Genomic DNA, 24935 nt, shown 5'->3' on the forward strand with positions numbered 1-24935 from the left:
TGTCCGATCCTGTCACGCCCTGCGGACATCTCCGACGCCGGAATTGTCAGCGGGGCCGCCTAGGATCGGGTGCGTGGCAGAGAACGCATCGAAGAAGACCGACCAGCCGACCGAAGCGGGCCGCCCCCGCCTGATGCTCATGGACGGGCACTCCCTGGCGTACCGGGCGTTCTTCGCGCTGCCCGCGGAGAACTTCACGACGGCGACCGGGCAGCCGACGAACGCCATCTACGGCTTCGCGTCGATGCTGGCGAACACGCTGCGCGACGAGGCGCCCACGCACTTCGCGGTGGCGTTCGACGTCTCGCGCAAGACGTGGCGCTCGACGGAGTTCCCCGAGTACAAGGCGAACCGCTCCAAGACCCCCGACGAGTTCAAGGGGCAGGTCGAGCTGATCGGCGAGCTCCTGGACGCGATGAAGGTGCCGCGGTTCGCGGTCGACGGCTTCGAGGCCGACGACGTGATCGCCACGCTGGCGACGCAGGCGGAGGCCCTCGGCTTCGAGGTCCTGATCGTCACGGGCGACCGGGACTCCTTCCAGCTCGTCTCCGAGCACACCACCGTGCTGTACCCGACCAAGGGCGTCTCCGAGCTGACCCGGTTCACCCCGGAGAAGGTCGAGGAGAAGTACGGGCTCACCCCGCAGCAGTACCCGGACTTCGCGGCGCTGCGCGGCGACCCGTCGGACAACCTGCCGGGCATCCCGGGCGTCGGCGAGAAGACCGCCGCCAAGTGGATCACCCAGTTCGGCTCGTTCGCGGAGCTCGTCGAGCGTGCCGAGGAGGTCAAGGGCAAGGCCGGGCAGAACTTCCGGGACCACCTGGAAGCAGTGAAGCTCAACCGGGTCCTGACCGAGATGGTCAAGGACGTCGAGCTGCCCCGGGCCGCGGGCGACCTGGTCCGCCTCCCGTACGACCGCTCCGCGGTCACGGGCGTGCTGGACGTGCTGGAGATCCGCAACGCCTCGCTGCGCGAGCGGCTGCTGGCCGTGGACCCGGGCGCCGCCGAGGAGCCGGCCCCGGCTCCGGCCGCCGGCGTGGAGCTCGACGCGAGCGTGCTCGGCGCCGGCGAGCTCGCGCCCTGGCTGGCCGCCCGCGCGGGCGAGCCCCTCGGCATCTCCACCGTGGACAGCTGGGCGCTGGGCCAGGGCAATATCAGCGAGATCGCGCTGGCCGCGGCCGGCGGGGCCGCCGCCTGGTTCGAGCCGTCCGCGCTGGACGAGGCCGACGAGCGGGCCTTCGCCGCCTGGGCCGCCGATGCGGCGAAGCCCAAGGTGGTGCACAACGCCAAGGGCCTGATGCGGGTCTTCCCCGAGCACGGCTGGAGCCTGGCCGGCGTCACCATGGACACCGCGCTCGCCGCGTACCTGGTCAAGCCGGGCCGCCGCTCCTTCGCGCTGGACGTGCTGTCGAACGAGTACCTGCACCGCGAGCTCCAGCCCGCGGCGGCCGACGGCCAGCTGGCCTTCGGCGCCGACGAGACCGCCGAGGCGGAGGCCCTGATGGCGCAGGCCCGCGCCGTCCTCGACCTCGGGGACGCCTTCACCGGCAAGCTCGCCGAGGTCGGCGCCGCCGAGCTGCTCCACGACATGGAGCTGCCCACCTCGGAGCTGCTGGCCCGGATGGAGCGGGCGGGCATCGCCGCCGACCGCGACCACCTGGAGGCCATGGAGCAGCAGTTCGCCGGAGCCGTGCAGCAGGCGGTGAAGGAGGCGCACGCGGCGGTCGGCCACGAGTTCAACCTCGGCTCGCCCAAGCAGCTCCAGGAGGTGTTCTTCGGCGAGCTCGACCTGCCGAAGACGAAGAAGACCAAGACCGGCTACACCACGGACGCGGACGCGCTGGCCTGGCTGGCCACGCAGACCGACCACGAACTGCCGGTGATCATGCTCCGCCACCGGGAGCAGGCCAAGCTGCGCGTCACCGTCGAGGGCCTCGTCAAGACGATCGCCGCCGACGGCCGGGTGCACACCAGCTTCAGCCAGACCGTCGCCGCGACCGGACGCCTGTCCTCCACCGACCCCAACCTGCAGAACGTGCCGGTGCGCACGGACGAGGGCCGGGCGATCCGCCGCGGGTTCGTCGTCGGTGAGGGCTTCGAATCCCTCATGACCGCCGACTACAGCCAGATCGAGCTGCGCGTCATGGCGCACCTCTCCGAGGACGAGGGCCTCATCGAGGCGTTCCTGTCCGGCGAGGACCTGCACACCACCGTCGCCTCCCAGGTGTTCGGCGTGGAGCGCTCCGCGGTCGACGCCGAGATGCGGCGCAAGATCAAGGCGATGTCCTACGGGCTCGCGTACGGGCTCTCCGCCTTCGGTCTCGCCCAGCAGCTGAACATCGAGCCCGCCGAGGCCCGCGGCCTGATGGAGACCTTCTTCGAGCGGTTCGGCGGGGTCCGGGACTACCTGGGCCGCGTGGTCGAAGAGGCCCGCGCCACCGGGTACACGGCGACCGTCTTCGGCCGCCGCCGCTACCTGCCCGACCTCAACAGCGACAACCGCCAGCGCCGCGAGGCCGCCGAGCGGATGGCGCTGAACGCCCCGATCCAGGGCACCGCGGCCGACATCGTCAAGGTCGCGATGCTGCGCGTGGACAAGGCCGTCACCGAGGCCGGGCTGAAGTCGCGGATGCTGCTCCAGGTCCACGACGAAATCGTGCTGGAGATCGCCCCGGGCGAGCGCGAGAAGGTCGAGGAGCTGGTGCGCCGCGAGATGGGCGCCGCCGTGGAGCTCCGCGCCCCGCTGGACGTGTCGGTGGGCGTCGGCGCCGACTGGGAGTCGGCCGCGCACTGAGACGGGTTCACCGGACGCCCGTCCCCGCAGGCCGCTGTGGCGCGGGGGCGGGCGTCCGCGTCTCCCCGTCCGTGCGGGAGGGCTCCCGCCGGTGCAGGAACCGTACGAGGACCCCGTACAGCAGCAGGCCCACGGCGAGGCCGCCGCCCGCGCCGAAGCAGACGGTCGGGATGATGTCGAGCGGGGTGCGGATCCGGTCGAAGAACGTGAAGAAGCGCAGCACGCGCATCGTCACCCCGACGGCCACGCACACCACGACCAGGGCGGCCGCGCCCAGCAGCTCCGCCCGGCCGAGCACCGGCACGGACGCCGGGGCGGGGGAGTCGGGCAGCCGCCGCACGGCGGTCACCGCGAACCACAGCAGGGCGCAGGCGGCGACCGCGGAAGTCCCGTACTGCACATAGGTGTAGAGGGGGAGCCCGTTCGCGAACGGCTCGCCCAGTACGGGAAGGGCGTCCGTCCCCCACCGGTGGGGGTGCGTGAAGCTGTCCCACACCACGTGCGTGAGGGAGCCGAGGACCGCCGAGAGGTAGAAGCGGAGCGCGAGAGCCGCCGGCCCCCGGCCCCGCCAGTCCTCACCCCGTACGAAAGCGTGCGTCCGGCCCCGGCGGCGGCGCGGCAGGAGAGCGGTCAGCGGCTCGCGCAGCAGCAGCCAGCAGGCCGCGAGCGCGACGGTCAGCACGGCGTCCACGGTGAACACCCCGGACAGCGAGTGCGCGAACTCGCCGTACGGCCACAGGCCCGAGACGACGGCGTCCGCGAAATAGAACGTGTCGGGCGCGAACGACCCGAGGACGAGCGCCGACGCGACCAGCGGTCCGCGGGCCCGGCCCGTGCGGCGCACGGCGGGCAGGACGGCGGCCGCGTGGCTGAGCGTGAACGGCATGACATCTCTTCCTTACTTCGGGCCAATGCGCCCCGAACGGTCCGGGACAGTATGCGTGAGCTGCTGGGCAGGTGGGGAAGTGGTGAATTCCGGACGCCGATCGGTGCAGGTTGAAGGGAGTTGACGTATGGTCACGCCGACGTCGAGGGGGAGGGGACCCGGCTCATGTCGGCTCGGATCGGAAGCAGGCTGCGCAAGGGTGGGGCCGTGGCCCTGATCTGCGCACTGGTGACCGCGGCGCTCACGGCGTCCCAGGCCCCCTCGCGGGAGCGGACGTCCGCGGCGGACGCCGAAGAGGCGGCCGTGCTGCCCGTGCGGCCGCCGGAAGCCGGCGGAGACTCCGACTACCTCGCGGAACTCCCGCCCCCGGCGGGCGAACAGCCGCAGCAGGCCCCGGCCGTCGCACAGCCGGCCACCGGGGAGCCGGCGGCGCACAACGAACCGGTGGCGATGGGCGGAGGGGAAGGCGCGCAGGGAATCCCCGCGACGGTCCTCGCGGCGTACCGGCTGGCCGAGCGGAAGGTGGGGCAGACCGACCCCGGCTGCGGACTGCGCTGGCAACTGCTCGCCGCGATCGGCAAGGTCGAGTCCGGGCAGGCCGGCGGCGGTCGCGTGGACGGCGCCGGCACCACGCTGCGGCCGATCCTGGGCCCCGTACTCGACGGCAACGGCTTCGCGAACATCCGCGACACGGACGGCGGGGAGTACGACGGGGACGCCACGTACGACCGGGCGGTCGGCCCGATGCAGTTCATCCCGTCCACCTGGGCGTCGTGGGGTCAGGACGCGGACGGCGACGGCCGCCGCAACCCCGACAACGTGTACGACGCCGCCCTGGCGGCCGGCCGCTACCTCTGCGCGGGCAGCCGCGACCTCCGCGTACCCGCCGATCTGGACCGGGCGGTGCTCTCGTACAACCGGTCCGCGGAGTACCTCCGCACGGTGAAGTCCTGGTTCACCTACTACCTCCAGGGCGCCCACGAGGTGCCGAACGCGGGCGGCGACCGGCCTGCGACCCCGCCCCAGCCGGGTCCGAAGCCGAAGCCGAAGCCGACGCCCACGCCGTCCCCGACGCCGACCCCGGTGCCCACGCCCACGCCGACGCCGACGCCGTCCCCGTCCCCGTCCCCGACGCCCACGCCGTCCCCGACGCCGACCCCGACCCCGACCCCGACGCCGACCCCGTCACCGAAGCCCACGCCGACGGCGAGCGCGCGGCCGACCCCCACGCCCACCCCGAGCCCCACGGCCACGCGCACGGCGTCCCCGTCCGCCACCCCGTCCCCCACCGGAACCAAGGCTCCCTAGGGGGCGCTCACCGAGCAGCACGAGACGGCCCGCCGGGGAACCGGCGGGCCGTCCTCGTTCCGCTCCACCGGCCGCCGGCCCGAGACGGTTCTCATCTCCGCCCCGCGTTGCTACGGTGCGGGCTCCGCCCTGACGTCCCATCAGATTCCGGAGGCCCCGGCATGCGCGCACTCCTCGCCGCCGCCATCGGGCTTGCCGCCGCGCTGGCCCTCGTGTTCGCCATCACGGCACTCGGGGCGCCCGAAGGCAAGACCTCGCCCAAGCCCCTGCTCACCACCGCGCCCAGCGCGCCCGGACAGTAGAGGAGGCCCGGCCTTGAGACGTACCGCCAGCCTCGTCCTGCTCGCCTTCGCCGTGTTCCTCGCCGCCCTCGCACCGCTGCTGCGCTGGTACGCGTACCCCCGGCTCGCCAAGATCCCGCCGAGCCAGTACCAGGAGGTGGTCCTGGAGGCGAAGGACGCGACCCTCCTCGACTACACCGCCGGCATGCAGCCCAAGAAGGTGGACAAGGTCACCATCGTCCAGACCCTGAAGGGCGACGTCGAGGCGTCGAAGGAGATCGAGGCCAGCGCCGGCAAGGACGTCGTCGTCTGGGACACCCTGACGTACATCATGGGCCCGGACGGGAAGATGGTGTCGCAGATACCCGAGCGCTACATCTTCGACGCCCACAGCCAGGACCCGGTGCACGCCACCGGCGAGATGGTCGACGGCGACCCGGTCAGACGCGAGGGCATCGAGTTCAAGTGGCCGTTCTTCACCGAGCCGCGCGACTACCTCTACTTCGACGCGCAGACCCGCACCGCCTCGCCCATCCACTACGTCGGGCCGCGCACGTACCGCGGGATGGACGTCTACTACTACGAGCAGACCCTCCCGTGGACGAAGGTCGCGCTCCCGAAGAAGATGCCGATCGAGGGCATCGACCCGAAGACCTTCGAGCAGAGCACCGGCACCAGCCTCTGGTACCAGGCCAAGGCGATGTTCTGGGTCGACCCGGTGACCGGGGCGCCCGTCAACGCCGAGCAGGTCATCGAGCAGGAGATGCGCGGCGGCATCGCGGCCGGCGCAGCCGACGGCAGGCTCACCGTCTTCGCCGGGCACGTGAAGATGCGCGAGGACTACGCCGCGTACACCGTCGACCTGGTCAAGTCGAACCGTACGAAGGTCCTCGCGCTGCACACCTATGCCCCGATCGGCCTGGCGGCGGGGGCCCTCGTCCTGCTCGGGGCGGCCCTGTGGCTGGAGGCCCGCGGCCGGCGCCGCGGCGGGGCCGAGGACGGGGAGGCGCTCACCACGCCGCTCACTGCTGCCGTCTGAGCCGGGCGTTGGTGTGCCGGGTGGGCTCGGCGTTCGCCGGGTCCTCCGGCCAGGGGTGCTTGGGGTAGCGGCCGCGGAGCTCGGCCCGCACCGCGCGGTAGCCGCCCTGCCAGAAGGAGGCCAGGTCGGCGGTGACGGCGGCGGGCCGTCCGGCCGGGGACAGCAGGTGCACGAGTACGGGGACCCCGGCCACCTTCGGGGTCTCGGCCAGCCCGAACAGCTCCTGCAGCTTCACGGCGAGGACCGGCTGCCCGTGCCCCTGCCCGGCGGAGTAGTCCACCCGGATCCGGGAGCCGCTGGGCACCTCGATCCGCTCCGGGGCCAGTTCGTCGAGGCGGGCGGCCTCGCCGGTGGCCCAGGGGAGCAGCCGGTTCAGGGCCTGCCCGGCGTCGATCCGCCCCAGATCGGCGCGGCGGCGGGCCCGTGACAGCTCGGGCTCCAGCCAGTCGTCGGCGCGGTCCAGCAGGGCGTCGTCGTCCTGTACGTCGGGCCAGTCGCGGCCGAGCGTGCGGTGCAGGAAGCCGAGCCGGGCCCGGAGCGTCCGCGCGTCCGGGGACCAGCGCAGCAGGCCGAGACCCTCGCTGCGCAGGCCGTCGAGGAGGGCGGCCCTGACCAGGCCCGGGTCGGGGTTCCTGAGCGGGCGCACGGTCAGCGCGATGGCCCCGAGCCGCTCCGCTGACCTGGCCACCACGTCCCCGTCCTCCCAGCGCACCTCTTCTGCCGTGGTCAGCAGGTGCGCGGCGGCGGCCCGGGCGGTGTCCTCGTCGACGACGGCGGCCAGCCGGACCCGGGCGGAGGCGGAATGCGGCCCCCGGTCGGCGACGGCGACGGCCAGCCAGGGGGCGCTGCGCAGCGACGACCCGTCGGCCGGCTCGGCCCCCGTGCCGTTGGCCATGAGGAAGGCCCCCCGGCCCTTGGCCCCGGCGACGCGCTCGGGGAACGCGAGCGCCGCGACGAGCCCGGCGGCGGCGTCGTCGGCGTTCGGGGCGTGGGGGTCCGGGGGTGCGGCGCCCGAAGGGGTCCGGGGCGGGGCCCCGGTTTCGGCGGCACCCGCCGCGCGTTCCAGGCGCCCGGCCTCCGCCCGCCAGCGCGCCGCGTACGCGTCGCCACCCGCGCGGGCCCGCCGCCAGGCGGCGGCCAGGTCGTCCCCGTACTCCCGCGGCGGCTCCTCGCTCAGCAGGGCGACGATCTCGGCCGCCCGGCGGGGTCCCAGCGAGGCGGAGCCGTCCAGCAGGGCGCGGGCGAGGCGCGGGTGCAGCCCGAGCCGGGCCATCCGCTGCCCGCGCGCGGTGACCCCGCCGGCCGGGGACACCGCGCCCACCGCGACCAGCACCTCCCGCGCCGCGGCCATCGCCCCGGCGGGCGGCGGGTCCGGCAGGGCCAGCCCGGCCGCGTCCGGATCGCCCCAGCACGCCGCCTGCAGCGCGAACTGCGCCAGGTCCGCGATCCGGATCTCGGCGGACGGGAACGCCGGCAGGCGGCCGTCCTCCGCCTGCGACCAGCAGCGGTACACGGTCCCCGGCGCCTCGCGCCCGGCCCGGCCCGCCCGCTGGCGCCCGCGGCCCGGCCCGCCCGCTGGCGCCCGGCCGCGCGGGACGCCCGTACGGTCGCCAGGGCGCCCAGCCCCCGCGCATGGTCCACCCGGGGTTCGCGGGCCAGCCCGGAGTCCACGACCACCCGCACCCCGGGCACGGTCAGGCTGGACTCCGCCACCGCGGTGGACAGGATCACCCGGCGGCGCGGCGCGACGGAGAGCGCCGCGTCCTGCACCGCCGCCGGGGCGCGTCCGTGGAGCTGGAGGACCTCCGCCTCCACCCCGGCCAGCTGCCCGGCGACCCGGGCGATCTCCCCGACGCCGGGCAGGAAGCACAGGACGTCACCGGAACGTTCCGCCAGCGCCCGCCGCACCACCGAGGCCACGTGCGCGAGCTGAGCGGGGTCCACCCGCATCCCGTGCGGCGGCCGCACCGGCCGGGCCGGCGGGACCCAGACCGTCTCCACCGGGTACGAAACCCCCGCGGCCTCCACCACCGGCGCGCCCCCGGGACGCCCACGGCCCAGGACGCGGGCCCAGCCCTCGGCGTCGGTCGTCGCCGAAGCCGCCACCAGCCGCAGATCCGGGCGCAGGGTCTCCCGTACGTCCAGCAGGAACGCGGCGACCGTGTCGGCGTCGAGGTGCCGCTCGTGGCACTCGTCCAGGACCACCACGTCCACACCCCGGAGCTCCTGGTCCCGCTGGAGGCGCTGGAGCAGCACCCCGGTGGTGACCACTTCCACCACCGTCCCCGGTCCCGCCACCCGCTCGCCGCGCACCGTGAAGCCCACCGAGCCGCCCACCTGCTCGCCGAGCAGCCAGGCCATCCGCCGCGCCGCCGCCCGGGCGGCGATGCGCCGGGGCTCGGCGACGACCACCCGGCGCCGGGGCCCGCCGCCCACCAGCCCCGCCAGCACCAGCGGCACCAGCGTGGTCTTGCCCGTGCCGGGCGGGGCGCAGAGCACCGCGGTGCCGTGGCCGTCCAGCGCCGAGACGAGCGCGGGCAGGGCCTCCCGTACGGGGAGGGCGTCGAGGTCGGCCTGACGGAGCTGTGGGGTCAACTGGGTCTCAGTCCCTCTCGCAGACGAAGATCGCGGTGCCGGGGATCAGGTTGCCGCGCAGCGGCGACCAGCCGCCCCACTCCTGGGTGTTCCACGCGGGCCACTCCGGCTCCACCAGGTCGACCAGGCGGAACCCGCCCGCCACCACGTCCCGGACCCGGTCGCCGAGGGTGCGGTGGTGCTCCACGTAGACGGCGCGGCCCTGCTCGTCCTGCTCCACGTACGGGGTCCGGTCGAAGTAGGAGGCGGCGATCGACAGCCCCTCGGGGCCGGGCTCGTCGGGGAAGGCCCAGCGGATGGGGTGGGTGACCGAGAAGACCCAGCGGCCGCCGGGGCGCAGGACGCGGTGGACCTCGCGCATGACGTTCACGGGGTCGGCGACGAAGGGGACGGCCCCGTAAGCGGAGCAGGCGAGGTCGAAGGAGCCGTCGCGGAAGGGCAGCCTTCCGGCGTCGGCCTCCACCAGCCGGACCATCGGCACATCGCTGCCGCCGATGCGCAGGGCGTGCTGGAGCTGGCGGTGGGAGAGGTCGAGGGCGACGGGGCGGGCGCCCCGGGCGGCCAGCCAGCGCGAGCACTGGGCGGCGCCGGCGCCGATCTCCAGGACGTCCTTGTCCTTGAGGGAGTCCGCGGGGCCGAGCAGGGCGGCGTCCGCCTCGTCGAGGCCTTCCGGCCCCCAGACGAACCGGTCGTCGCCGAGGAAGGCGCCGTGCTCGCTCTGGTACTCGTCGGCGTTGCGGTCCCACCAGCCCCGGCTGGCCCGGCTGCTCTCCGCGTCGTCGGCGTCACGCCGGGTGGCCTCGGCGTCCTCACCGGCGTCCTCGACGCCGCCGTGGCCGATGCCGTCGGCCTCGTACGCTTCTTCGGAGGCGTAGTCCTCTTGGTTCATGGGGCCCGTCGTCGTAGTCTGCGGAAAGAGTCGGAAAGAGTCGTGACACGGCAGAGAAGGGCCATCGGCGCCTGCCCGCCCACGAATTGTGCCGGTTATGCGGCGATCCGCCCGGGGTGTGCGCCTTCGCGCATTGACCCTGTCCGGCTGCCCCCGTATGCTACAAGTTGCGCTGCGAGCCTGTGCTCCTCAGACCTAGCAGGCTGCGCTTGCATCTGTTGATGTCCCCTCGGTTTTCGAGGCCCTGGCCCGCTTCACGGCGGAGTAGGGGCTTCCTTGGCTGTCCGGCTTCTTCGGCAGATGCCGATAAGGGCTCCCGGCGTAGCAGTACCTACGACTTTCTGTCCGTAACCGGAGCCCTTTCCCACATGACGAGCAGCACCGAGACCACCTCTACCACCCCGCAGGTAGCGGTCAACGACATCGGTAACGAGGAAGCCTTCCTCGCCGCGATCGACGAAACGATCAAGTACTTCAACGACGGCGACATCGTCGACGGCGTCATCGTGAAGGTCGACCGGGACGAGGTCCTGCTCGACATCGGTTACAAGACCGAAGGCGTGATCCCGAGCCGTGAGCTCTCGATCAAGCACGACGTCGACCCGAACGAGGTCGTCAAGGTCGGCGACGAGATCGAGGCCCTGGTTCTCCAGAAGGAGGACAAGGAAGGCCGTCTGATCCTGTCCAAGAAGCGCGCCCAGTACGAGCGCGCCTGGGGCACGATCGAGAAGATCAAGGAAGAAGACGGCATCGTCACCGGTACCGTCATCGAGGTCGTCAAGGGTGGTCTCATCCTCGACATCGGCCTCCGCGGCTTCCTGCCGGCCTCCCTCGTCGAGATGCGCCGCGTCCGCGACCTCCAGCCCTACGTGGGCAAGGAGCTCGAGGCGAAGATCATCGAGCTGGACAAGAACCGCAACAACGTGGTCCTGTCCCGCCGCGCCTGGCTGGAGCAGACCCAGTCCGAGGTTCGCCAGACGTTCCTCACCACCCTGCAGAAGGGTCAGGTCCGCTCCGGCGTCGTTTCCTCGATCGTCAACTTCGGTGCCTTCGTGGACCTGGGTGGCGTCGACGGTCTCGTCCACGTCTCCGAGCTGTCCTGGAAGCACATCGACCACCCGTCCGAGGTTGTCGAGGTCGGCCAGGAAGTCACCGTCGAGGTCCTCGACGTGGACATGGACCGCGAGCGTGTCTCCCTGTCGCTGAAGGCGACGCAGGAGGACCCGTGGCAGCAGTTCGCCCGTACGCACCAGATCGGTCAGGTCGTCCCGGGTAAGGTCACCAAGCTGGTTCCGTTCGGTGCGTTCGTCCGCGTGGACGAGGGCATCGAGGGTCTGGTCCACATCTCCGAGCTGGCCGAGCGCCACGTGGAGATCCCGGAGCAGGTCGTCCAGGTCAACGACGAGATCTTCGTCAAGGTCATCGACATCGACCTCGAGCGTCGCCGGATCTCGCTGTCCCTGAAGCAGGCCAACGAGTCCTTCGGTGCCGACCCGGCGTCGGTCGAGTTCGACCCGACCCTGTACGGCATGGCCGCGTCCTACGACGACCAGGGCAACTACATCTACCCCGAGGGCTTCGACCCCGAGACCAACGACTGGCTCGAGGGCTTCGACACCCAGCGCGAGACGTGGGAGCGCCAGTACGCCGAGGCGCAGGTCCGCTTCGAGCAGCACCAGGCCCAGGTCATCAAGAGCCGCGAGGCCGACGAGGCCGCTGCTGCCGAGGGCGCTGCCGCCCCGGCCGCCAGTGGCAACGCCGGTGCGGGCATCTCGGGCGGTTCCTACTCCTCGGAGTCGGACGAGACCTCGGGCGCCCTGGCCTCCGACGAGGCCCTGGCCGCGCTCCGCGAGAAGCTGGCCGGCGGCCAGAGCTGATCGCAGCGCATCGCACCCCGGTGTGAGCTGTAACTGAGCTGAACGACAAGGCCCGTCCCCCTCGGGGGGCGGGCCTTGTCGCGTTCCTGTGAAAGCGGCCAACTGGGGAATGGAGCCGCCGCCTTGGACGTTGTGCGCACAGTAGGCGGCGAGGAGGAGTGGTGGCGGTGCTTGATCCACAGGGTTTGTACGAATGGGATGCCAAGGGCCTGGCAGTGGCTGATCTGGCGCTCGCCCAGGACTCGGCCGGGCTGGTCATGCTCTACCACTTCGAGGGGTACATCGACGCGGGTGAGGCCGGGGAGCAGATCGTCGAGCGGCTGCTCGACACGCTGCCCCACCAGGTCGTGGCCCGGTTCGACGCGGACCGCCTGGTCGACTACCGCGCCCGGCGGCCGCTGCTGACGTTCCAGCGCGACCACTGGAGCGAGTTCGAGGAGCCCCGCCTGGAGGTGCGACTCGTCCAGGACGCCACGGGCGCCCCGTTCCTGCTGCTCTCCGGCCCCGAGCCGGACGTGGAGTGGGAGCGCTTCGCCGTCGCCGTCCGCCAGATCGTCGAACGCCTCGGCGTCCGCCTCTCGGTCAACTTCCACGGCATCCCCATGGGCGTCCCGCACACCCGGCCCGTCGGGATCACCCCGCACGGCAATCGGACCGACCTCATGCCGGGGCACCGCAGCCCGTTCGACGAGGCGCAGGTGCCGGGCAGCGCGGAGTCCCTGGTGGAGTTCCGCCTCGGCCAGGCCGGGCACGACGTGCTGGGCGTCGCCGCCCACGTACCGCACTACGTGGCGCGTTCCCCGTACCCGGACGCGGCGCTGACGGTGCTGGAGGCGATCACGGCGGCGACCGGACTGGTCCTGCCGGCGGTGGCGCACGCGCTGCGCACCGAGGCGCACCGTACGCAGACGGAGATCGACCGGCAGATCCGCGAGGGCGACGAGGAGCTGGTCTCCCTGGTCCAGGGGCTGGAGCACCAGTACGACGCGGCGGCCGGGGCCGAGACGCGGGGCAACATGATCGCGGAGCCCCAGGAGATCCCGTCGGCGGACGAGATCGGCCGCGAGTTCGAGCGGTTCCTGGCGGAGCGCGAGGGCGAGGGCTGAGGGCCTCGTCCCGGTCGGCGGGGCGGGGGGCTGTACGGCGGCCCGGGCGCGGGGTCTAGTCTGCTGGGCATGTTGAAGGTGGGCCTGACAGGCGGAATCGGTGCCGGCAAGAGCGAGGTCTCGCGGCTGCTGGCGGGGTACGGGGCGGTCGTCGTGGACGCCGACCGCATCGCGCGGGAGGTCGTGGAGCCCGGTACGCCGGGGCTCGCGGCCGTCGTGGCGGCCTTCGGGGAGTCCGTGCTGACCGCCGAGGGGACGCTGGACCGGCCGAAGCTGGGATCGATCGTCTTCGCCGACCCGGCGAAGCTGCAGACCCTCAACGCCATCGTGCACCCGCTGGTCGGGGCCCGGTCGGCCGAGCTGGAGGCCGCTGCCGGGGCGGACGCGATCGTGGTGCACGACGTACCGCTGCTCGCGGAGAACGGCCTGGCGGCGCTGTACGACCTGGTGGTCGTGGTGGACGCGGCCCCCGGGACGCAGCTGGCCCGGCTGACCGCGCTGCGCGGGATGGCCGGGGAGGAGGCGCGGGCCCGGATGGCCGCGCAGGCCACGCGGGAGCAGCGGCTGGCGGTGGCCACGCTCGTGATCGACAACGACGGGCCGCTGGAGGCGCTGGAGCCGCAGGTGCGCAAGGTGTGGGCGGAGCTCAAGGAGAGGGAAGCCGCGTCAGGCACTGCCGGTGCCTGACGTGCACATGGAATAGCGGGCGGGGCGCGGGGCGTTGAACGCGGCCGCAGAGGGAAGGATCGAACCGTGTCCGACACCACGCCGCCGTCCGTACCGGCGCAGCCGCCTTCGCCGTCCGGCTCGTCGCCGGAGACCCACGTCATCGACTACCGTGCCGCCGAGCAGCTGCTGGCCGCGCGTGACCCGCGGGGCGCCGTGAAGCTGCTCGACTCGGTCATCGCCGCCCACCCGGAGAACACGGCGGCCCGGCTGCTGCGGGCCCGCGCGTTCTTCGCCGCCGCACAGCTGCGTCCGGCGGCGCTGGAGTTCGAGCTGGTGCTGGAGCGGGAGCCGGACAACGCCTTCGCGCACTTCGCCCTGGCCCGCACCCACGAGCGCGCCGGCCGTCCCGAGCAGGCGCGCAAGCACTTCCGCCTGGCGGCGGCCCTGGACCCCCGGCCCGACTACGTGGCCGCGGCCCGCTTCGAGGAGTAGCGGGCCGGTCGGCGGGGCCGGGTCAGCGCCGGTGCGGGGGCTCGTGCGGGGGCTCGTACGGGGGGATCTCCGGGCCGGGCTGGTAGTGCGGGCCCTGGTGGATGTGGTGGAGGACCACGGCGAGGTCGACGAGCGCGAGCACGGCGACGACCCCGCAGGCGGCCGCCCACCCGGGACGGCCGACCAGCGAGAACGCGGCGGTCCCGGCGGCCGCCCAGACGAACCCCCACAGACTCAGCCAGAACCGCAGCCGCAGCGGACTGCGGGCGGTCACCGGCTCGTTTCCGGAACGCATGACCATCGCCTCGCCTCCGTGGTCCCACTCGACTCCATGGTCCCACCGGTCATGGATCGAGGCGGTTCACGGCGGTCGTGGTCGTCCGCTTGAAGGCGGGGACGGGGGCGTCGCTCAGGTCGCCCATCCGGCCCCATTGGACGACGGTCACGGTGGAACCGTCGCGGCCGATGCCGAAGAGGTGCACGCCGGGTTCGGAGTCCGGGATCGAGGTGTGCACGCCGTACACGTGGGCGCCCTCCTCGGCGGGGAGGGTCCCGTAGTCCCTCGACTGCGCCCTCCCGTCCGGGTGCTCGCGCAGCCAGTCGGCGGCGCAGGCGGCGACCTGTCGCTCCAGGCCGCGGGCCAGCCGCGCGGCCGCCGCGTCGGAGGAGGCCCGTACGGAGACCTGCACGGCGGCGGTGTCGAGGTCGGTCCCGAAGTGCCGATGCCAGCTCCCGGCGGCCGGAAGCGCCCCGTCCAGGCAGAACGGCGCCGTTTCGGGCAGCCCCTTGGTGACCTTCCCGGCATGCCAGGGCGAGGTGGGATGCGGAGGCAGATCGGCGGCGCCGAGGAATCCGGGGGCGGCGAGCGCGAGTGCGACGGCGGCGGCGAGGCCGTGGAGCATGGCGGTTTCTCCCGATGTGTCGGCTGGTGCGGTGCTTGAGCCGTCCCCACCCCGTGCCACCCCAAAACGCCCCGCCAGGGTCGGACACGGCCGGGTGGATCCAGCCCCGCCGGCGCGTGTGGCGCGGGGGTGCGGGGGCAGGCCCGCGCAGCGGGCCGGGAGCCGGTGTCCGCCCAGCTCAGCGGCATTGTCAGTGCCCCCACCTAGACTCGACGGCAGACGGGACCCGTCTGATCCGACCGGGCCGAGAGGGAGAGGAGCCGACACCGTGACACCGCAGCCGCAGCCGCAGCCGCAGCCGCACGCGCAGGCCGGCCTCCTCCGTCACCCCGCCGTCTTCCTCCCCGCCGCCGTCCCCCGCGAGTCCCGCATCGCCTTCTGGGCCCCTGACGGGGACCTCCTCCCGGAGGGCGGCGGGGGGACCCCGGCCCCGCTCACCGTCGTCCGCCCCCACGGCCAAGGGGTCCGCACCCGTACCGTTCCCTCCCTCACCCTCTCCGTCACCGACGCCCTCCCCCTCCTCGCCCGGGCCCCCCGCGGCCCCGGCACGCATCCCGCCACCCGTGCCTGGGGCACCGCCGCCCTCCACGCCCTCGCGCTCGTCGCCCGCGGCCGTCTCCTGCCCGGCGTCACCCCGGACGGGGTCGACGCCTGGCGGGCCGGCCCGCTCGACGCGCAGGACGTGGGGCACCTCCGCGCGGTGGCCGCCGCCCTTCCGTACGAGGGGTACGCCACCCCCCTGGCCGGGCGCCGCCCGCTCGGGCTGCCCGAACCGGAAGCGCTGGTCCGGGCCCTCCTCGACGCCGTCGCCGACAGCCTGCCCCGCACCCCGGCCGCGCCGGTGGCCGCCGGGCGGCCCTTCGCCGCGCAGGAGCCCCAGCGGGTGCCCGGGATACAGGACTGGGCCGCGCAGGTCGCGGCCGGAGCCGATGCGGGCGTCGGGATCTCGCTGCGGCTCGACCTCTCCTCGTTCCGCCTCTTCGACCGTCCGGACGACTCCGAGGGCGCGGGCGACACGGAGGGAGCGGACATCCGCCGCGCGGGCGCCGCCGTGGTCCAGGTGCACAGCCTCGCCGACCCCACCCTCGTCACCGACGCCGGGCTGCTGTGGGCCGGTGCGGCCGCCGCCGGGTTCGGTCCGCGCGCCCGGATCGACGCCGTGCTGGCGCTGCGCCGGGCCGCGCGGGTCTGGCCGCCGCTGCTGCGGCTGCTGGACCAGCCGGTCCCCGATGCCCTCGCCCTCTCCGACCCGGAGCTCGAAGACCTCCTCGGCCGGGCCGCGAGCCGGCTGGCGGCGGCCGGGGTGGTGGTCCACTGGCCGCGCGAGCTGGCTCGTACGCTGTCCGCGACCGCGGTCGTACGGTCCACGGCGCCCGGCTCCGCCACCGACGGCACCGCCTTCTTCGACGCCGGCCACCTCTTCGCCTTCTCCTGGGAGCTCGCGCTCGGCGGCGACCGGCTCACCCCGGGGGAGATGGACGCGCTGGCCCAGGCCCACCGGCCGGTGGTGCGGCTGCGGGACCAGTGGGTCCGGGTCGACCCCGAGCTGGTGCGCAAGGCGCGCAAGCGGGAGCTGGGCCTGCTGGACCCGGTGGATGCGCTGGCCACCGTACTGACGGGGACGGCCGAGGTGGACGGGGAGCCGGTGGCGGCGGTTCCGGTGGGCGCGCTGGCCGCCCTGCGGGAGCGGCTGACCGGCGAGCTGGCCCCGTTGCCACAGCCCGTCGCCCTGAAGGCCACCCTGCGCGACTACCAGGCCCGCGGCCTGGCCTGGCTGGATCTGATGACCTCGCTCGGCCTCGGCGGCTGCCTCGCCGACGACATGGGCCTGGGCAAGACGGTCACGCTGATCGCGCTGCACCTGCACCGGGACCGCCCCGAGCCGACGCTCGTCGTCTGCCCGGCGTCGCTGCTGGGCAACTGGCAGCGGGAGATCGAGAAGTTCGCGCCCGGGGTCGCCGTGCGCCGCTTCCACGGCGGCAGCCGCAGCCTCGACGGGCTGGCCGGCGGGTTCGTCCTCACGACGTACGGGACGATGCGCGCGAGCGCGGCCCGGCTGGCCGAGCAGCCCTGGGGCATGGTCGTCGCCGACGAGGCGCAGCACGTGAAGAACCCGCATTCGGCGACGGCGAAGGCGCTGCGCACGATCCCGGCGCCGGCCCGGGTGGCGCTGACCGGCACCCCGGTGGAGAACAACCTCTCCGAGCTGTGGGCGCTTCTCGACTGGACCACGCCCGGGCTGCTGGGCCCGCTGACGGCGTTCCGGGCCCGGCACGCCCGCCCGGTGGAGCACCAGCAGGAGGAGGACGGGGGCAACGAGGCGGCGGTGGCCCGGCTCGCCGCGCTCGTCCGGCCGTTCCTGCTGCGGCGCAAGAAGTCCGACCCGGGGATCGCCCCCGAGCTGCCGCCCAAGACGGAGACCGACCATCCCGTCTCCCTCACGCGCGAGCAGGCCTCGCTCTACCAGGCCGCGGTGGACGAGGCGATGGCCGTGATCGGGGCGAGCGAGGGCATCGAGCGGCGCGGCATGATCATGAAGCTGCTGGCCTCGCTCAAGCAGATCTGCAACCACCCCGCGCATTACCTGAAGGAGGAGCAGCCCCGGATCCCGCACCGCTCGGGCAAGCTGGCCCTGCTGGACGAGCTGCTGGACACGATCCTCGCGGAGGACGGCTCGGTGCTGGTCTTCACCCAGTACGTGACGATGGCCCGGATCATCGAGCGGCACCTGGCGGCCCGGGGGATCTCCCACCAGCTCCTGCACGGCGGGACGCCGGTGGCGCGCCGCGAGGAGCTCGTGGACCGCTTCCAGTCGGGCGAAGTCCCGGTCTTCCTGCTCTCGCTGAAGGCGGCGGGCACCGGGCTGAACCTCACGCGGGCCGGCCATGTCATCCACTTCGACCGCTGGTGGAACCCGGCGGTGGAGGAGCAGGCCACCGACCGCGCGTACCGGATCGGCCAGACGCAGCCGGTCCAGGTCCACCGGATCATCGCCGAGGGCACCGTGGAGGACCGGATCGCCGAGATGCTGGAAGCGAAGCGGGCGCTGGCCGATGCCGTGCTCGGCTCCGGGGAGTCGGCGCTGACCGAGCTGACCGACCGCGAGCTGGCCGATCTCGTCTCGCTGAGGAGGCCCGCATGACCACGGTGGGGAGGCCCGCATGATCACCGCGAGGGACGACCGCCGCCGGACCTTCGAGACGGTGCCCGCCGGGGTGGAGGCCGCCAGCTGGTGGGGCCGGGCCTGGGTGTCGGCGCTCGAGGAGGCCTCCGGCGACGCGGCGCGCCTGGCCCGGGGGCACGCGTACGCGGCCGAGGGCCATGTCGACGCGGTCACGGTCACCCCGGGCCGCATCGTGGCGTACGTACGGGGCAGCCGGGCCCGCCCGTACCGCACCGAACTGGCCCTGAGCCCCTTCCCGGACGCCGAGTGGAGCGAGCTCCTGGAGGCGGTGGCCGCGGACCCCACGGCCCTCGCCGGCCTGCTGGAGCGGGAGGTCCCGCAGTCGCTGGCGGGCACGGTCCTGCCCCGCGCGGGCGAGCTCGTCCCGCGCTGCTCCTGTCCGGACACCGCCCGTCCGCCCTGCAAGCACGCCGCGGCCCTCTGTTACCGGGCGGCCCGCCTCCTCGACGAGGACCCGTTCGTCCTGCTGCTCCTGCGCGGCCGCGGCGAGCGGGAGCTCCTCGACGAGCTGACCCGCCGCAACGCCGCCCACGCCGCGCGTGAACAGCCCGACACCGCGCCGGACTTCCCCGGGGTCCCGGCCCGCGCCGCGCTGGCCCGCACCAGCCTGCCGCCGCTGCCGGCCCCGTTGCGCGCCCCCGCCGCCGTGGGGCTTCCGCCCGCCTACCCGGCCGACCCGGCGGCCCCCGACCCGCTGGCCCTGGACCAGCTCGCCACGGACGCCGCCGCCCGTGCCTTCGCGCTGCTCACCACCGCCGAGGACCCGATCGCGGGGCTCACGCTCTGGCAGGACGCCGTCCGCCTGGCGTCCGCGCACCACACCGCCGGCCTCACGGGCGCGGCCCGCACCCTCTACCGGGACCTGGCCCGGGCCACCGGTCGCACCACCACCGACCTGGCCCGCGCCGCCGCGGCCTGGCGCCAGGGCGGGCGGCCCGCGCTCGCCGCCCTCGAAGAGCCCTGGGACCCCCCGGCCGGCCCCTTCGACCGGGCCCGTCCTGCTCTCATCGCCGCCGCTCAGGGCGCCTTCCGCCCCGAGCGCAACCGCCTCACCGCGCACACCCGCCAGCTCCGCCTGGGCCGCGACGGCCTCTGGTACGCCTACGAGTCCCGCCCGGACACCGAGGACTGGTGGCCCACGGGCACCCCCGCGACCGACCCCCTCACCGCCCTGCGCCGCTGACCTCGGCCGCCCAGCGCGTCAACGCGGTGAAGTCGCGGTCGCGCAGACCGTGTCGGGCGTGGATGGTGAGGGGGAGGGCCGGGGCCGGGTGGTGGGCCGCTATCCAGTCGCGGTCCTGCGGGCTGATCATGTCGTCGACCCAGGCGAAGGGACGTCCCGCCGCCCAGTCGAGGAGCGGGCGGGTCTTCCAGAAGAGGCCGTCGGGATCGTCGGCGAAGAGTTCCGGCCATTCGATGACGGGAAGATCGCCGGGTAGTCCGATGTGCGGGGCGATCATCGTGTTGGCCTGGTGCATCCAGGCGGTGGCCCAGGTGAGTTCGAAGGGCAGGGCCAGCAGACGGGCGCCGTGCGCGGGGTGCAGGCGGACCCGCAGCCCGCGCCGGGCGGAGCGGGAACCGGGGTCCCGGCGGGACATCCAGTCCGCCGGGTGCATCCGGTGACTCGTGTACCCGCGCAGCCCCGCGAGGCGGGACCGGAAGGGGTTGAGGGGGCCGTCCACGTCGAGGAGCAGGAGCGGGCGTTCAGTCATGACGTAGGCACTACCCAGTACACGATGGGGTGAAATGCCTACCCGCTCTATAACCCGAACGGGTTTACCGCGTTGTTTCCGGTGCGGGTGCAGCGCCCGTGAACTCCTCCGGAAGGCAGGGAACTCATGCGTCACAGTCGTCGGAATGGCTTGATCGCGGCGGTGGTTGCGGGAGGTGGACTGGCGGTCGCGGGTGTCGGCGGATTCGCCTACGCCGATGCGGACGCGGGTGGGACGGCCGAGCGTTCGCCGGGGCTGCTGTCGGGGAATCTGGTGCAACTGCCGGTGCACACCCCGGTGAACGTGTGCGGCAACACCGTGAGCGTGGTCGGGCTGCTCAATCCGGCCGCGGGCAACCGCTGTGCCAATCAAGGTGGTGGCGGCGACGGGCGACCAGGGTCGGCGTCCTCGCATCCGTCGAAACCCGGAACCGGAGCCGGCGGCGGGTCGTACACGGGCGGGGGAGCCCGTGCCGACGGACGCGCAAAGGATTCACCGGGGCTGCTGTCCGGCAACGGGATCCAGCTCCCGGTCGATGTCCCCGTCAACATCAGCGGCAACTCGGTCAGCGTCGTCGGGGTGGGCAACGGCTCGACCGGCAACACCTCCGTCAACGGCGACGAGCCCAGCGGCGGCAAGCCGGTGCAGCCGCCTCAGCCGTCGCAGCCGCCTCAGCCGTCACAACCGCCCGTCGTCGAGCGGCCCGTCGCCCCGCCCGCGCCGCCGCAGCACGGCCCGGCGCTCGCCCACACCGGTGCCGACGGAGCCGGCTACCTGCTGCCCGGTGGTGGGGCCCTGCTGCTGGGCGGGGTGCTGCTCTACCGCCGCTTCCGCCTCCGGTAGACGCCCCCTAAGAGGTGTCCACAGCCGGCGGTGGCGGGGGCAAGGGTGGGGGGCTGCGCCAGGCATCCAGGATCGCGTCGATCCGGGGGGCCAGCCGGGCCCGGGCCGCGAACCGAGGGACGCCCGCCATCAGCAGGGCGTCGTACTCGGTGTCGATGTGCCGCACTGCCGCCCGGACCGCCACCGACACCGCCTGTTCGGTCAGGGCCCGGCCGGCCGCCGTACGGCCCACCCGGCCGCTGCCGCGCACCGAGGCATGCGTGGCGATCGCCACGGCCCGATCGGCCGGGCAGCCCGGGAACAGCCGCACGATCTCGGCGGCGAAGGCCGCCGTGAACCGGGTGTCCTCGACGGCGCGGCGCAGCCGGTCCCGCTCCCGGCGGCGGGCCCGCGCCTCGGCGTCCGCGAGGCAGGCGCGCTCGGCGCGGGCCAGGGCGGGGTCCTCGACCAGCAGCCCCTGGCGCTCGTAGCGGCGGCGCCGCTTGTTGAAGCGGACGACGACGGCCGAGAGCGCACTCGCTTCGCGGGCCCGCCGGGTGAGGGCGGCGTCCCCGCGCGGCAGGTAGACCAGGTGGCCCAGGTCGGCGCAGTCCAGGCACCGCGGCACGCCGACCTCGCGGACGAGATGCCGCAGCGGCCCCTGGCGGCATTCCGCGCAGTGGATCTGCTTCAGCGACTCGAACACCACGAGGCTCATGACCGTGTGATACCGCTGTCAGGTCCGGTTATCACCTGGCGGAAAATGACGATTGAGGTTTCGCCAACTTTCCCGGATGTCCGGATGTCCCTCTACCGTGGGGCGTTGGGGCTGCGGTAGGGCCGTGATGCCCATGGGGGAAGGGCGCATACATGGGTGGATGGCAGCCGACGGCGCGGCTCACGAGAGCCGTGGAAGGCGGCGCGGAGGGCCTGGCGGGCCGGGAGGTCGTCATAGAGCCCGGCGGCTGCACCGGCTGGCACTTCCACCGCGTCCCGCTGATCGCGCTCGTCAAGTCCGGGACGCTGACCCGGATACTGCACGACAACTCCGTCGTCGTGCACCGCCCCGGCACCAGCTTCGTCGAACCGCCCGGCGTCGAGCACCTGCACCTCGGTCGCAACCTCGGCACCGTACCGGTCGTGCTGTACGTGACCTGCACGCTCGCCGAGGACGAGGCCTTCTCCATACCCTCGGACGCCCCGCCCGGCGCCGAACCGTGCGCCTGCCCGGGGCGTCTCCCGTGACCCGCCCCGCCGGACCCCGCCCCGGTCAGACCAGGCGGCGTATCTCCCCGCGCACCCGGTAGAACCCGCCCGAGGCCGCGTGCAGCCCGTCGACCACGTACCGGGCACCAGGCTCCCGGATCCCGCGCGGGAACTGCACGTTCCACGAGGGCTCGAAGCCGCCCGACACCACTTGCACGCGCATCCGGCCGCCCTGCTGCACGCACTCCACCACCACACCGCCGGCCGGGGCCGCCGCCACCGAGACGGTCGCCACGGCCGCGGCGGAGGCCGCCGGGGTGAACACCGGCAGCGCGGCAGCCGACTTCACGTCCACGGCCGTCGGCACCGAGCCCTGCTGGGCCGCCAGGATCGCCGCCTCGCTCGCGTCCATGCAGATCAGGGACCCGTCCGTGGTGACCAGGTACAGCCGCTCGTCCAGGTACTGCATCGACAGGGCCGAACCGCCGCCGGTGCCCAGCTTCCACAGTCGCTGCCCGTCGGCGTCGAAGCAGTACACCGAGGAGGCGTAGTCGGCGGCGAACACGTGCCGGCCGTCCGGCGAGGTCGCGCACGCGTACACGGCGGCGTCGCACCGGTACGAGGCCTCCACGGCCCCCGTCGCCTTCGACAGCCGCTGCACGGTGTGGCGCCCGGTGGCGGCGTAGACCGTGTGGTCCTCCTGCCAGCCGAACAGCACGGATCCATTGGTCGGCGTGTGCCACAACTGGGCCCCGCCGTCGGCCGCGTACGCCGTCACGCCTTGGCTGTGCCCGTGGTAGACCGACCGCTCGTCCGCCCGGACCATCCACGCGTTCGACCCCGGCGACCGCCGCGACCACTGGAACTCGTCCTCGTGGTCGATGACCGTCAGTCCGCCGCTGCGGTCGGACACGCTCAGCACGCCCTCGTGGATGTCGAGCCAGAAGATGTCCACGTCCGCCGCGATGTCGTAGGCCCCGAACGGCACCTTCGACGACAGGTCGTACACCGTGCCGTCATCACAGCCCGCGTATATCCAGAACTCGTCCGCCACCAGGCATTTCACACCGTCCGGCAGCGAGTACCGGGCCAGCACCTCGCCCTCGTGGCTCAGCGTGTAGACGTCCCCCGCCTGGTTCCCCACCCAGCAGCGGTCCTCGTCCACATGGATCCCGAACGCCGACGAGCCCGTACGGAACCGCCACAGCACGGGGGCCACCGCACGCGCCGTCGACGGTGCCGACGTGACCTGGCGGCGGGACACCGCCCGGGCCGCGCGCTGCCCGGCCACGGCCGGCGCGTACCCCTTGCGGACCTTCTCGCCGATCTTCTTGGCGGCCGCCGCCCGGGCCTTCTCGACGGTCGGGAAGGAGGAGCTCTGCAGCTGACCGTCCGCGCCGATCCGCCCGTACCGCACCGAGACGGCCGTGCCGTCCACGGTCACCTCGTAGAACTTGTGCGCCCCGCCGCCGTCTTGCGACAGTTCCAGATACGTCGTCTCGCGAGCCATGACAGACCCCTCCCCAAGGCCGGGCCAACGGCTCTTTCCCGCCGGTGATCCCTCGTGAAAAACGTTAGGGCCGACCACTGACAATGGGCCTGTGCAGCTGGAAGCGATCACATGGCAGCGGATGGCCGAGCGGCTCGCCGGCCACCTCGACGAACACGACTCCCCGGTCGGGGAAGGGACGTGGCGGCGGGTGGGCGTCGACGGCGCACCCGCCGCCGGCACCGGCGTTCTCGCCGGCCACCTCGCCGACGCGCTGCGCCTGCGCGGCCGCCCGGTCCTGGTGGTCCCGGCCGGAGGATTCCTGCGCCCCGCCTCCCTCCGCTTCGAGTTCGGCCGCGAGGACGTGGACTCCTACCTCGGCGGCTGGTACGACACCGCCGCCCTGTGGCGCGAGGTCTTCGGCCCGACCGACCCCGGAGGCACGGGCCGGGTGCTGCCCGACCTGTGGGACCCGGCGACCGACCGGGCGACCCGCAGCCCTTACACCGAACTCCCGCCGGGCGGGGTCGTGATCGTGCACGGACCGCTGCTGCTGGGCCACTGGTTCCCCTTCGACCTCAGCGTGCACATCCGGCTCTCCCCGGGGGCGCTGGCCCGTCGCACCGAGGAGTCCGAGCGCTGGACCCTGCCCGCCTTCGCCCGCTACGAGGCCGAGACCGATCCCGCCGCCCGGGCGGACGCGGTGGTCCGGGCCGACGACCCCCGCCACCCCGCCTGGACCGGCCTCACCGGTCCCGCCGGCTGAGCTCCGCGCCCCCGCCCCGTCACGGACGTACGGGATCCGCAACAACGTCATCGCGGGCCGGTGACGAACGGGATCCGGCCATCGCCCCCGGTCGTGGCCGCGCACTACGTTGACGCCACGCTTCGACGGCGGCCACGCGGTGGCGCCTTGGCAGAGGAGACGGCAATGGGCGGACGCGGCAGAGCGGTTCAGGGTCCGAGACGGCTGCGGCGGCAGGCGGCCGCCGCTCTGGTGCTCTGCGGGGCCCTGACCCTCACGGCCTGCAACGGCGACGGGGGTGACGCGGGCGCCGCCGGTACGGGTCCCGGCGCGAGCCCGGCGAGCCCCTCGGTCACGGCCTCCTCCTCCGCCGCGCCCGGCGGAGCGGCTCCGTCCGCCTCCGCGGCGTCCTCGAAGAAGCCCTCACCGACCGCCGGCGCCCCGACCGCCGCCCCGACCGCCGCCCAGGCCAAGCCGAAGCCGCCCGCCCCCGGACCCGCCTGCGCCTCCAAGGACGCGGTCTCGCCGAACGAGATCGCCGTCCACCGCTACACCCCCGAGGGCGGCCAGTACAGCCTGATCGTCAAGCACGGCCACTGGGGCTGCCCCGTCGCGGGCGGTACCACCCCCTTCGTGACCGTCGGCGAAGAGACCTACATCCCGATCGCCGAGGACGCCAAGATCGGCGCCCACGCCCCGATCCTCTCCGGCTCCACGAACAAGCCGATCACCACGCACGAGCTCACCTCGTGGCTGGAAACCCACCCGAACAAGGGCCTGGTGTTCCACTACGGCGTGAACAAGGCGGGCGTGATCGACACCCTCGGCCAGGAGGAGTACAGCTCGTAGCCCCTGACGCGGCGCCCGTACCCGGCACCCGCCGCCGTCACGGGCGCCCGCCCAGCCGGGTCACCGCCCGCGCGGCCGCGCGACACCCGG

At 73.9% G+C, this 24935-nt stretch carries 21 protein-coding genes and 1 pseudogene; 14 read left to right on the top strand and 8 right to left on the bottom strand.

Annotation, left to right across the window (positions count from 1 at the left end):
* The first annotated feature begins 73 nt into the window (after positions 1–73).
* Positions 74–2794 (top strand): DNA polymerase I, encoded by a 2721-nt coding sequence (polA, locus tag K7B10_RS29400; RefSeq protein WP_229340641.1) that lies wholly within the window; start codon positions 74–76, stop codon positions 2792–2794.
* 7 nt (positions 2795–2801) lie between these two features.
* Here the strand turns inward: polA and K7B10_RS29405 are convergent, their stop codons facing one another.
* The gene (locus K7B10_RS29405) at positions 2802–3680 is read right to left on the bottom strand and encodes a DUF4184 family protein (RefSeq protein ID WP_229340643.1); all 879 of its coding nucleotides are present in this window, start codon (positions 3678–3680) and stop codon (positions 2802–2804) included.
* Between the two features lie 165 nt (positions 3681–3845).
* Here K7B10_RS29405 and K7B10_RS29410 point away from each other — a divergent pair, with 165 nt between their 5' ends.
* The 3 genes from K7B10_RS29410 to pgfA all read left to right on the top strand — a co-directional run bounded on the left by K7B10_RS29410 (position 3846) and on the right by pgfA (position 6308).
* On the top strand, positions 3846–4988 hold the full coding sequence (locus K7B10_RS29410) for a lytic transglycosylase domain-containing protein (RefSeq protein ID WP_229340645.1): 1143 nt from the start codon (positions 3846–3848) through the stop codon (positions 4986–4988).
* Positions 4989–5149: 161 nt separating this feature from the next.
* Positions 5150–5290, top strand: coding sequence for an SPW_0924 family protein (locus K7B10_RS29415; RefSeq protein ID WP_229340647.1), 141 nt, complete (start codon positions 5150–5152; stop codon positions 5288–5290).
* A gap of 13 nt (positions 5291–5303) precedes the next feature.
* Positions 5304–6308: a cell envelope lipid trafficking protein PgfA gene (pgfA, locus tag K7B10_RS29420; RefSeq protein WP_229340649.1), complete on the top strand. Its 1005-nt coding sequence runs from the start codon at positions 5304–5306 to the stop codon at positions 6306–6308.
* On the opposite strand, the pseudogene hrpB reads toward pgfA, so the two are convergent.
* Positions 6292–8914 (bottom strand): annotated as a pseudogene (hrpB, locus tag K7B10_RS29425) (ATP-dependent helicase HrpB). The gene pgfA and the pseudogene hrpB sit on opposite strands and share 17 nt — an antisense overlap.
* Positions 8911–9792, bottom strand: coding sequence for a class I SAM-dependent methyltransferase (locus tag K7B10_RS29430; RefSeq protein ID WP_229340651.1), 882 nt, complete (start codon positions 9790–9792; stop codon positions 8911–8913). The pseudogene hrpB and the gene K7B10_RS29430 overlap by 4 nt, the downstream one beginning before the upstream one ends.
* Positions 9793–10160: 368 nt before the next feature.
* Here K7B10_RS29430 and rpsA point away from each other — a divergent pair, with 368 nt between their 5' ends.
* The 4 genes from rpsA to K7B10_RS29450 all read left to right on the top strand — a co-directional run bounded on the left by rpsA (position 10161) and on the right by K7B10_RS29450 (position 13936).
* Positions 10161–11669 (top strand): 30S ribosomal protein S1, encoded by a 1509-nt coding sequence (rpsA, locus tag K7B10_RS29435; RefSeq protein ID WP_030160280.1) that lies wholly within the window; start codon positions 10161–10163, stop codon positions 11667–11669.
* Between the two features lie 167 nt (positions 11670–11836).
* Entirely contained in the window at positions 11837–12775 is a 939-nt protein-coding gene (locus tag K7B10_RS29440; protein ID WP_229340653.1) for a PAC2 family protein, read from the top strand.
* A 69-nt stretch (positions 12776–12844) separates the two neighbouring features.
* Entirely contained in the window at positions 12845–13462 is a 618-nt protein-coding gene (gene coaE / locus K7B10_RS29445; RefSeq protein WP_229340655.1) for a dephospho-CoA kinase, read from the top strand.
* Positions 13463–13528: 66 nt separating this feature from the next.
* Positions 13529–13936, top strand: a complete 408-nt coding sequence (locus tag K7B10_RS29450) for a tetratricopeptide repeat protein (protein ID WP_229340657.1) — start codon at positions 13529–13531, stop codon at positions 13934–13936.
* A 22-nt stretch (positions 13937–13958) separates the two neighbouring features.
* Here K7B10_RS29450 and K7B10_RS29455 read toward each other — a convergent pair whose 3' ends face one another.
* A complete protein-coding gene (locus tag K7B10_RS29455; protein ID WP_229340659.1) occupies positions 13959–14231 on the bottom strand; it encodes a DUF6343 family protein in 273 nt (90 codons plus the stop codon).
* Positions 14232–14280: 49 nt separating this feature from the next.
* The gene (locus tag K7B10_RS29460; RefSeq protein WP_229340661.1) at positions 14281–14838 is read right to left on the bottom strand and encodes a hypothetical protein; all 558 of its coding nucleotides are present in this window, start codon (positions 14836–14838) and stop codon (positions 14281–14283) included.
* Between the two features lie 268 nt (positions 14839–15106).
* Here K7B10_RS29460 and K7B10_RS29465 point away from each other — a divergent pair, with 268 nt between their 5' ends.
* Positions 15107–17980 (top strand): SCO1167/SCO6262 family helicase, encoded by a 2874-nt coding sequence (locus K7B10_RS29465; protein WP_229340663.1) that lies wholly within the window; start codon positions 15107–15109, stop codon positions 17978–17980.
* A gap of 19 nt (positions 17981–17999) precedes the next feature.
* Complete coding sequence (locus K7B10_RS29470; protein ID WP_229340665.1) at positions 18000–19205, top strand: SWIM zinc finger family protein; 1206 nt, start codon at positions 18000–18002, stop codon at positions 19203–19205.
* On the opposite strand, the gene K7B10_RS29475 is transcribed toward K7B10_RS29470, so the two are convergent.
* Positions 19186–19734, bottom strand: coding sequence for a hypothetical protein (locus K7B10_RS29475; protein ID WP_229340667.1), 549 nt, complete (start codon positions 19732–19734; stop codon positions 19186–19188). The genes K7B10_RS29470 and K7B10_RS29475 overlap by 20 nt on opposite strands.
* Positions 19735–19896: 162 nt before the next feature.
* Here K7B10_RS29475 and K7B10_RS41345 point away from each other — a divergent pair, with 162 nt between their 5' ends.
* Positions 19897–20577 carry a chaplin gene (locus K7B10_RS41345; RefSeq protein WP_308284644.1) on the top strand — a complete coding sequence of 227 codons (681 nt, stop codon included), beginning with the start codon at positions 19897–19899 and terminating at the stop codon, positions 20575–20577.
* Positions 20578–20584: 7 nt separating this feature from the next.
* Here K7B10_RS41345 and K7B10_RS29485 read toward each other — a convergent pair whose 3' ends face one another.
* Positions 20585–21274 (bottom strand): DUF2293 domain-containing protein, encoded by a 690-nt coding sequence (locus K7B10_RS29485; RefSeq protein ID WP_229340671.1) that lies wholly within the window; start codon positions 21272–21274, stop codon positions 20585–20587.
* Between the two features lie 152 nt (positions 21275–21426).
* Between K7B10_RS29485 and K7B10_RS41350 the strand changes: the two genes are divergently transcribed.
* On the top strand, positions 21427–21801 hold the full coding sequence (locus K7B10_RS41350; protein ID WP_308284645.1) for a cupin domain-containing protein: 375 nt from the start codon (positions 21427–21429) through the stop codon (positions 21799–21801).
* 25 nt (positions 21802–21826) lie between these two features.
* On the opposite strand, the gene K7B10_RS29495 is transcribed toward K7B10_RS41350, so the two are convergent.
* Positions 21827–23272 carry a WGR domain-containing protein gene (locus tag K7B10_RS29495; RefSeq protein ID WP_229340673.1) on the bottom strand — a complete coding sequence of 482 codons (1446 nt, stop codon included), beginning with the start codon at positions 23270–23272 and terminating at the stop codon, positions 21827–21829.
* 91 nt (positions 23273–23363) lie between these two features.
* Here K7B10_RS29495 and K7B10_RS29500 point away from each other — a divergent pair, with 91 nt between their 5' ends.
* Positions 23364–24017, top strand: coding sequence for a nucleoside/nucleotide kinase family protein (locus tag K7B10_RS29500; protein ID WP_229340675.1), 654 nt, complete (start codon positions 23364–23366; stop codon positions 24015–24017).
* A gap of 165 nt (positions 24018–24182) precedes the next feature.
* A complete protein-coding gene (locus K7B10_RS29505; RefSeq protein ID WP_229340677.1) occupies positions 24183–24845 on the top strand; it encodes a hypothetical protein in 663 nt (220 codons plus the stop codon).
* Positions 24846–24935 lie beyond the last annotated feature (90 nt).

The organism is Streptomyces flavotricini (genome assembly GCF_020639365.1).
GTDB classification, from domain to species: domain Bacteria; phylum Actinomycetota; class Actinomycetes; order Streptomycetales; family Streptomycetaceae; genus Streptomyces; species Streptomyces flavotricini.

Coding starts and splice junctions, on each gene's coding strand:
- K7B10_RS29405 (WP_229340643.1), bottom strand. CDS start 3,680: ATGCCGTTCACGCTCAGCCACGCGGCCGCCGTCCTGCCCGCCGTGCGC.
- K7B10_RS29410 (WP_229340645.1), top strand. CDS start 3,846: ATGTCGGCTCGGATCGGAAGCAGGCTGCGCAAGGGTGGGGCCGTGGCC.
- K7B10_RS29415 (WP_229340647.1), top strand. CDS start 5,150: ATGCGCGCACTCCTCGCCGCCGCCATCGGGCTTGCCGCCGCGCTGGCC.
- K7B10_RS29430 (WP_229340651.1), bottom strand. CDS start 9,792: ATGAACCAAGAGGACTACGCCTCCGAAGAAGCGTACGAGGCCGACGGC.
- rpsA (WP_030160280.1), top strand. CDS start 10,161: ATGACGAGCAGCACCGAGACCACCTCTACCACCCCGCAGGTAGCGGTC.
- coaE (WP_229340655.1), top strand. CDS start 12,845: ATGTTGAAGGTGGGCCTGACAGGCGGAATCGGTGCCGGCAAGAGCGAG.
- K7B10_RS29455 (WP_229340659.1), bottom strand. CDS start 14,231: ATGCGTTCCGGAAACGAGCCGGTGACCGCCCGCAGTCCGCTGCGGCTG.
- K7B10_RS29460 (WP_229340661.1), bottom strand. CDS start 14,838: ATGCTCCACGGCCTCGCCGCCGCCGTCGCACTCGCGCTCGCCGCCCCC.
- K7B10_RS29470 (WP_229340665.1), top strand. CDS start 18,000: ATGATCACCGCGAGGGACGACCGCCGCCGGACCTTCGAGACGGTGCCC.
- K7B10_RS29475 (WP_229340667.1), bottom strand. CDS start 19,734: ATGACTGAACGCCCGCTCCTGCTCCTCGACGTGGACGGCCCCCTCAAC.
- K7B10_RS29485 (WP_229340671.1), bottom strand. CDS start 21,274: ATGAGCCTCGTGGTGTTCGAGTCGCTGAAGCAGATCCACTGCGCGGAA.
- K7B10_RS41350 (WP_308284645.1), top strand. CDS start 21,427: ATGGGTGGATGGCAGCCGACGGCGCGGCTCACGAGAGCCGTGGAAGGC.
- K7B10_RS29495 (WP_229340673.1), bottom strand. CDS start 23,272: ATGGCTCGCGAGACGACGTATCTGGAACTGTCGCAAGACGGCGGCGGG.
- K7B10_RS29505 (WP_229340677.1), top strand. CDS start 24,183: ATGGGCGGACGCGGCAGAGCGGTTCAGGGTCCGAGACGGCTGCGGCGG.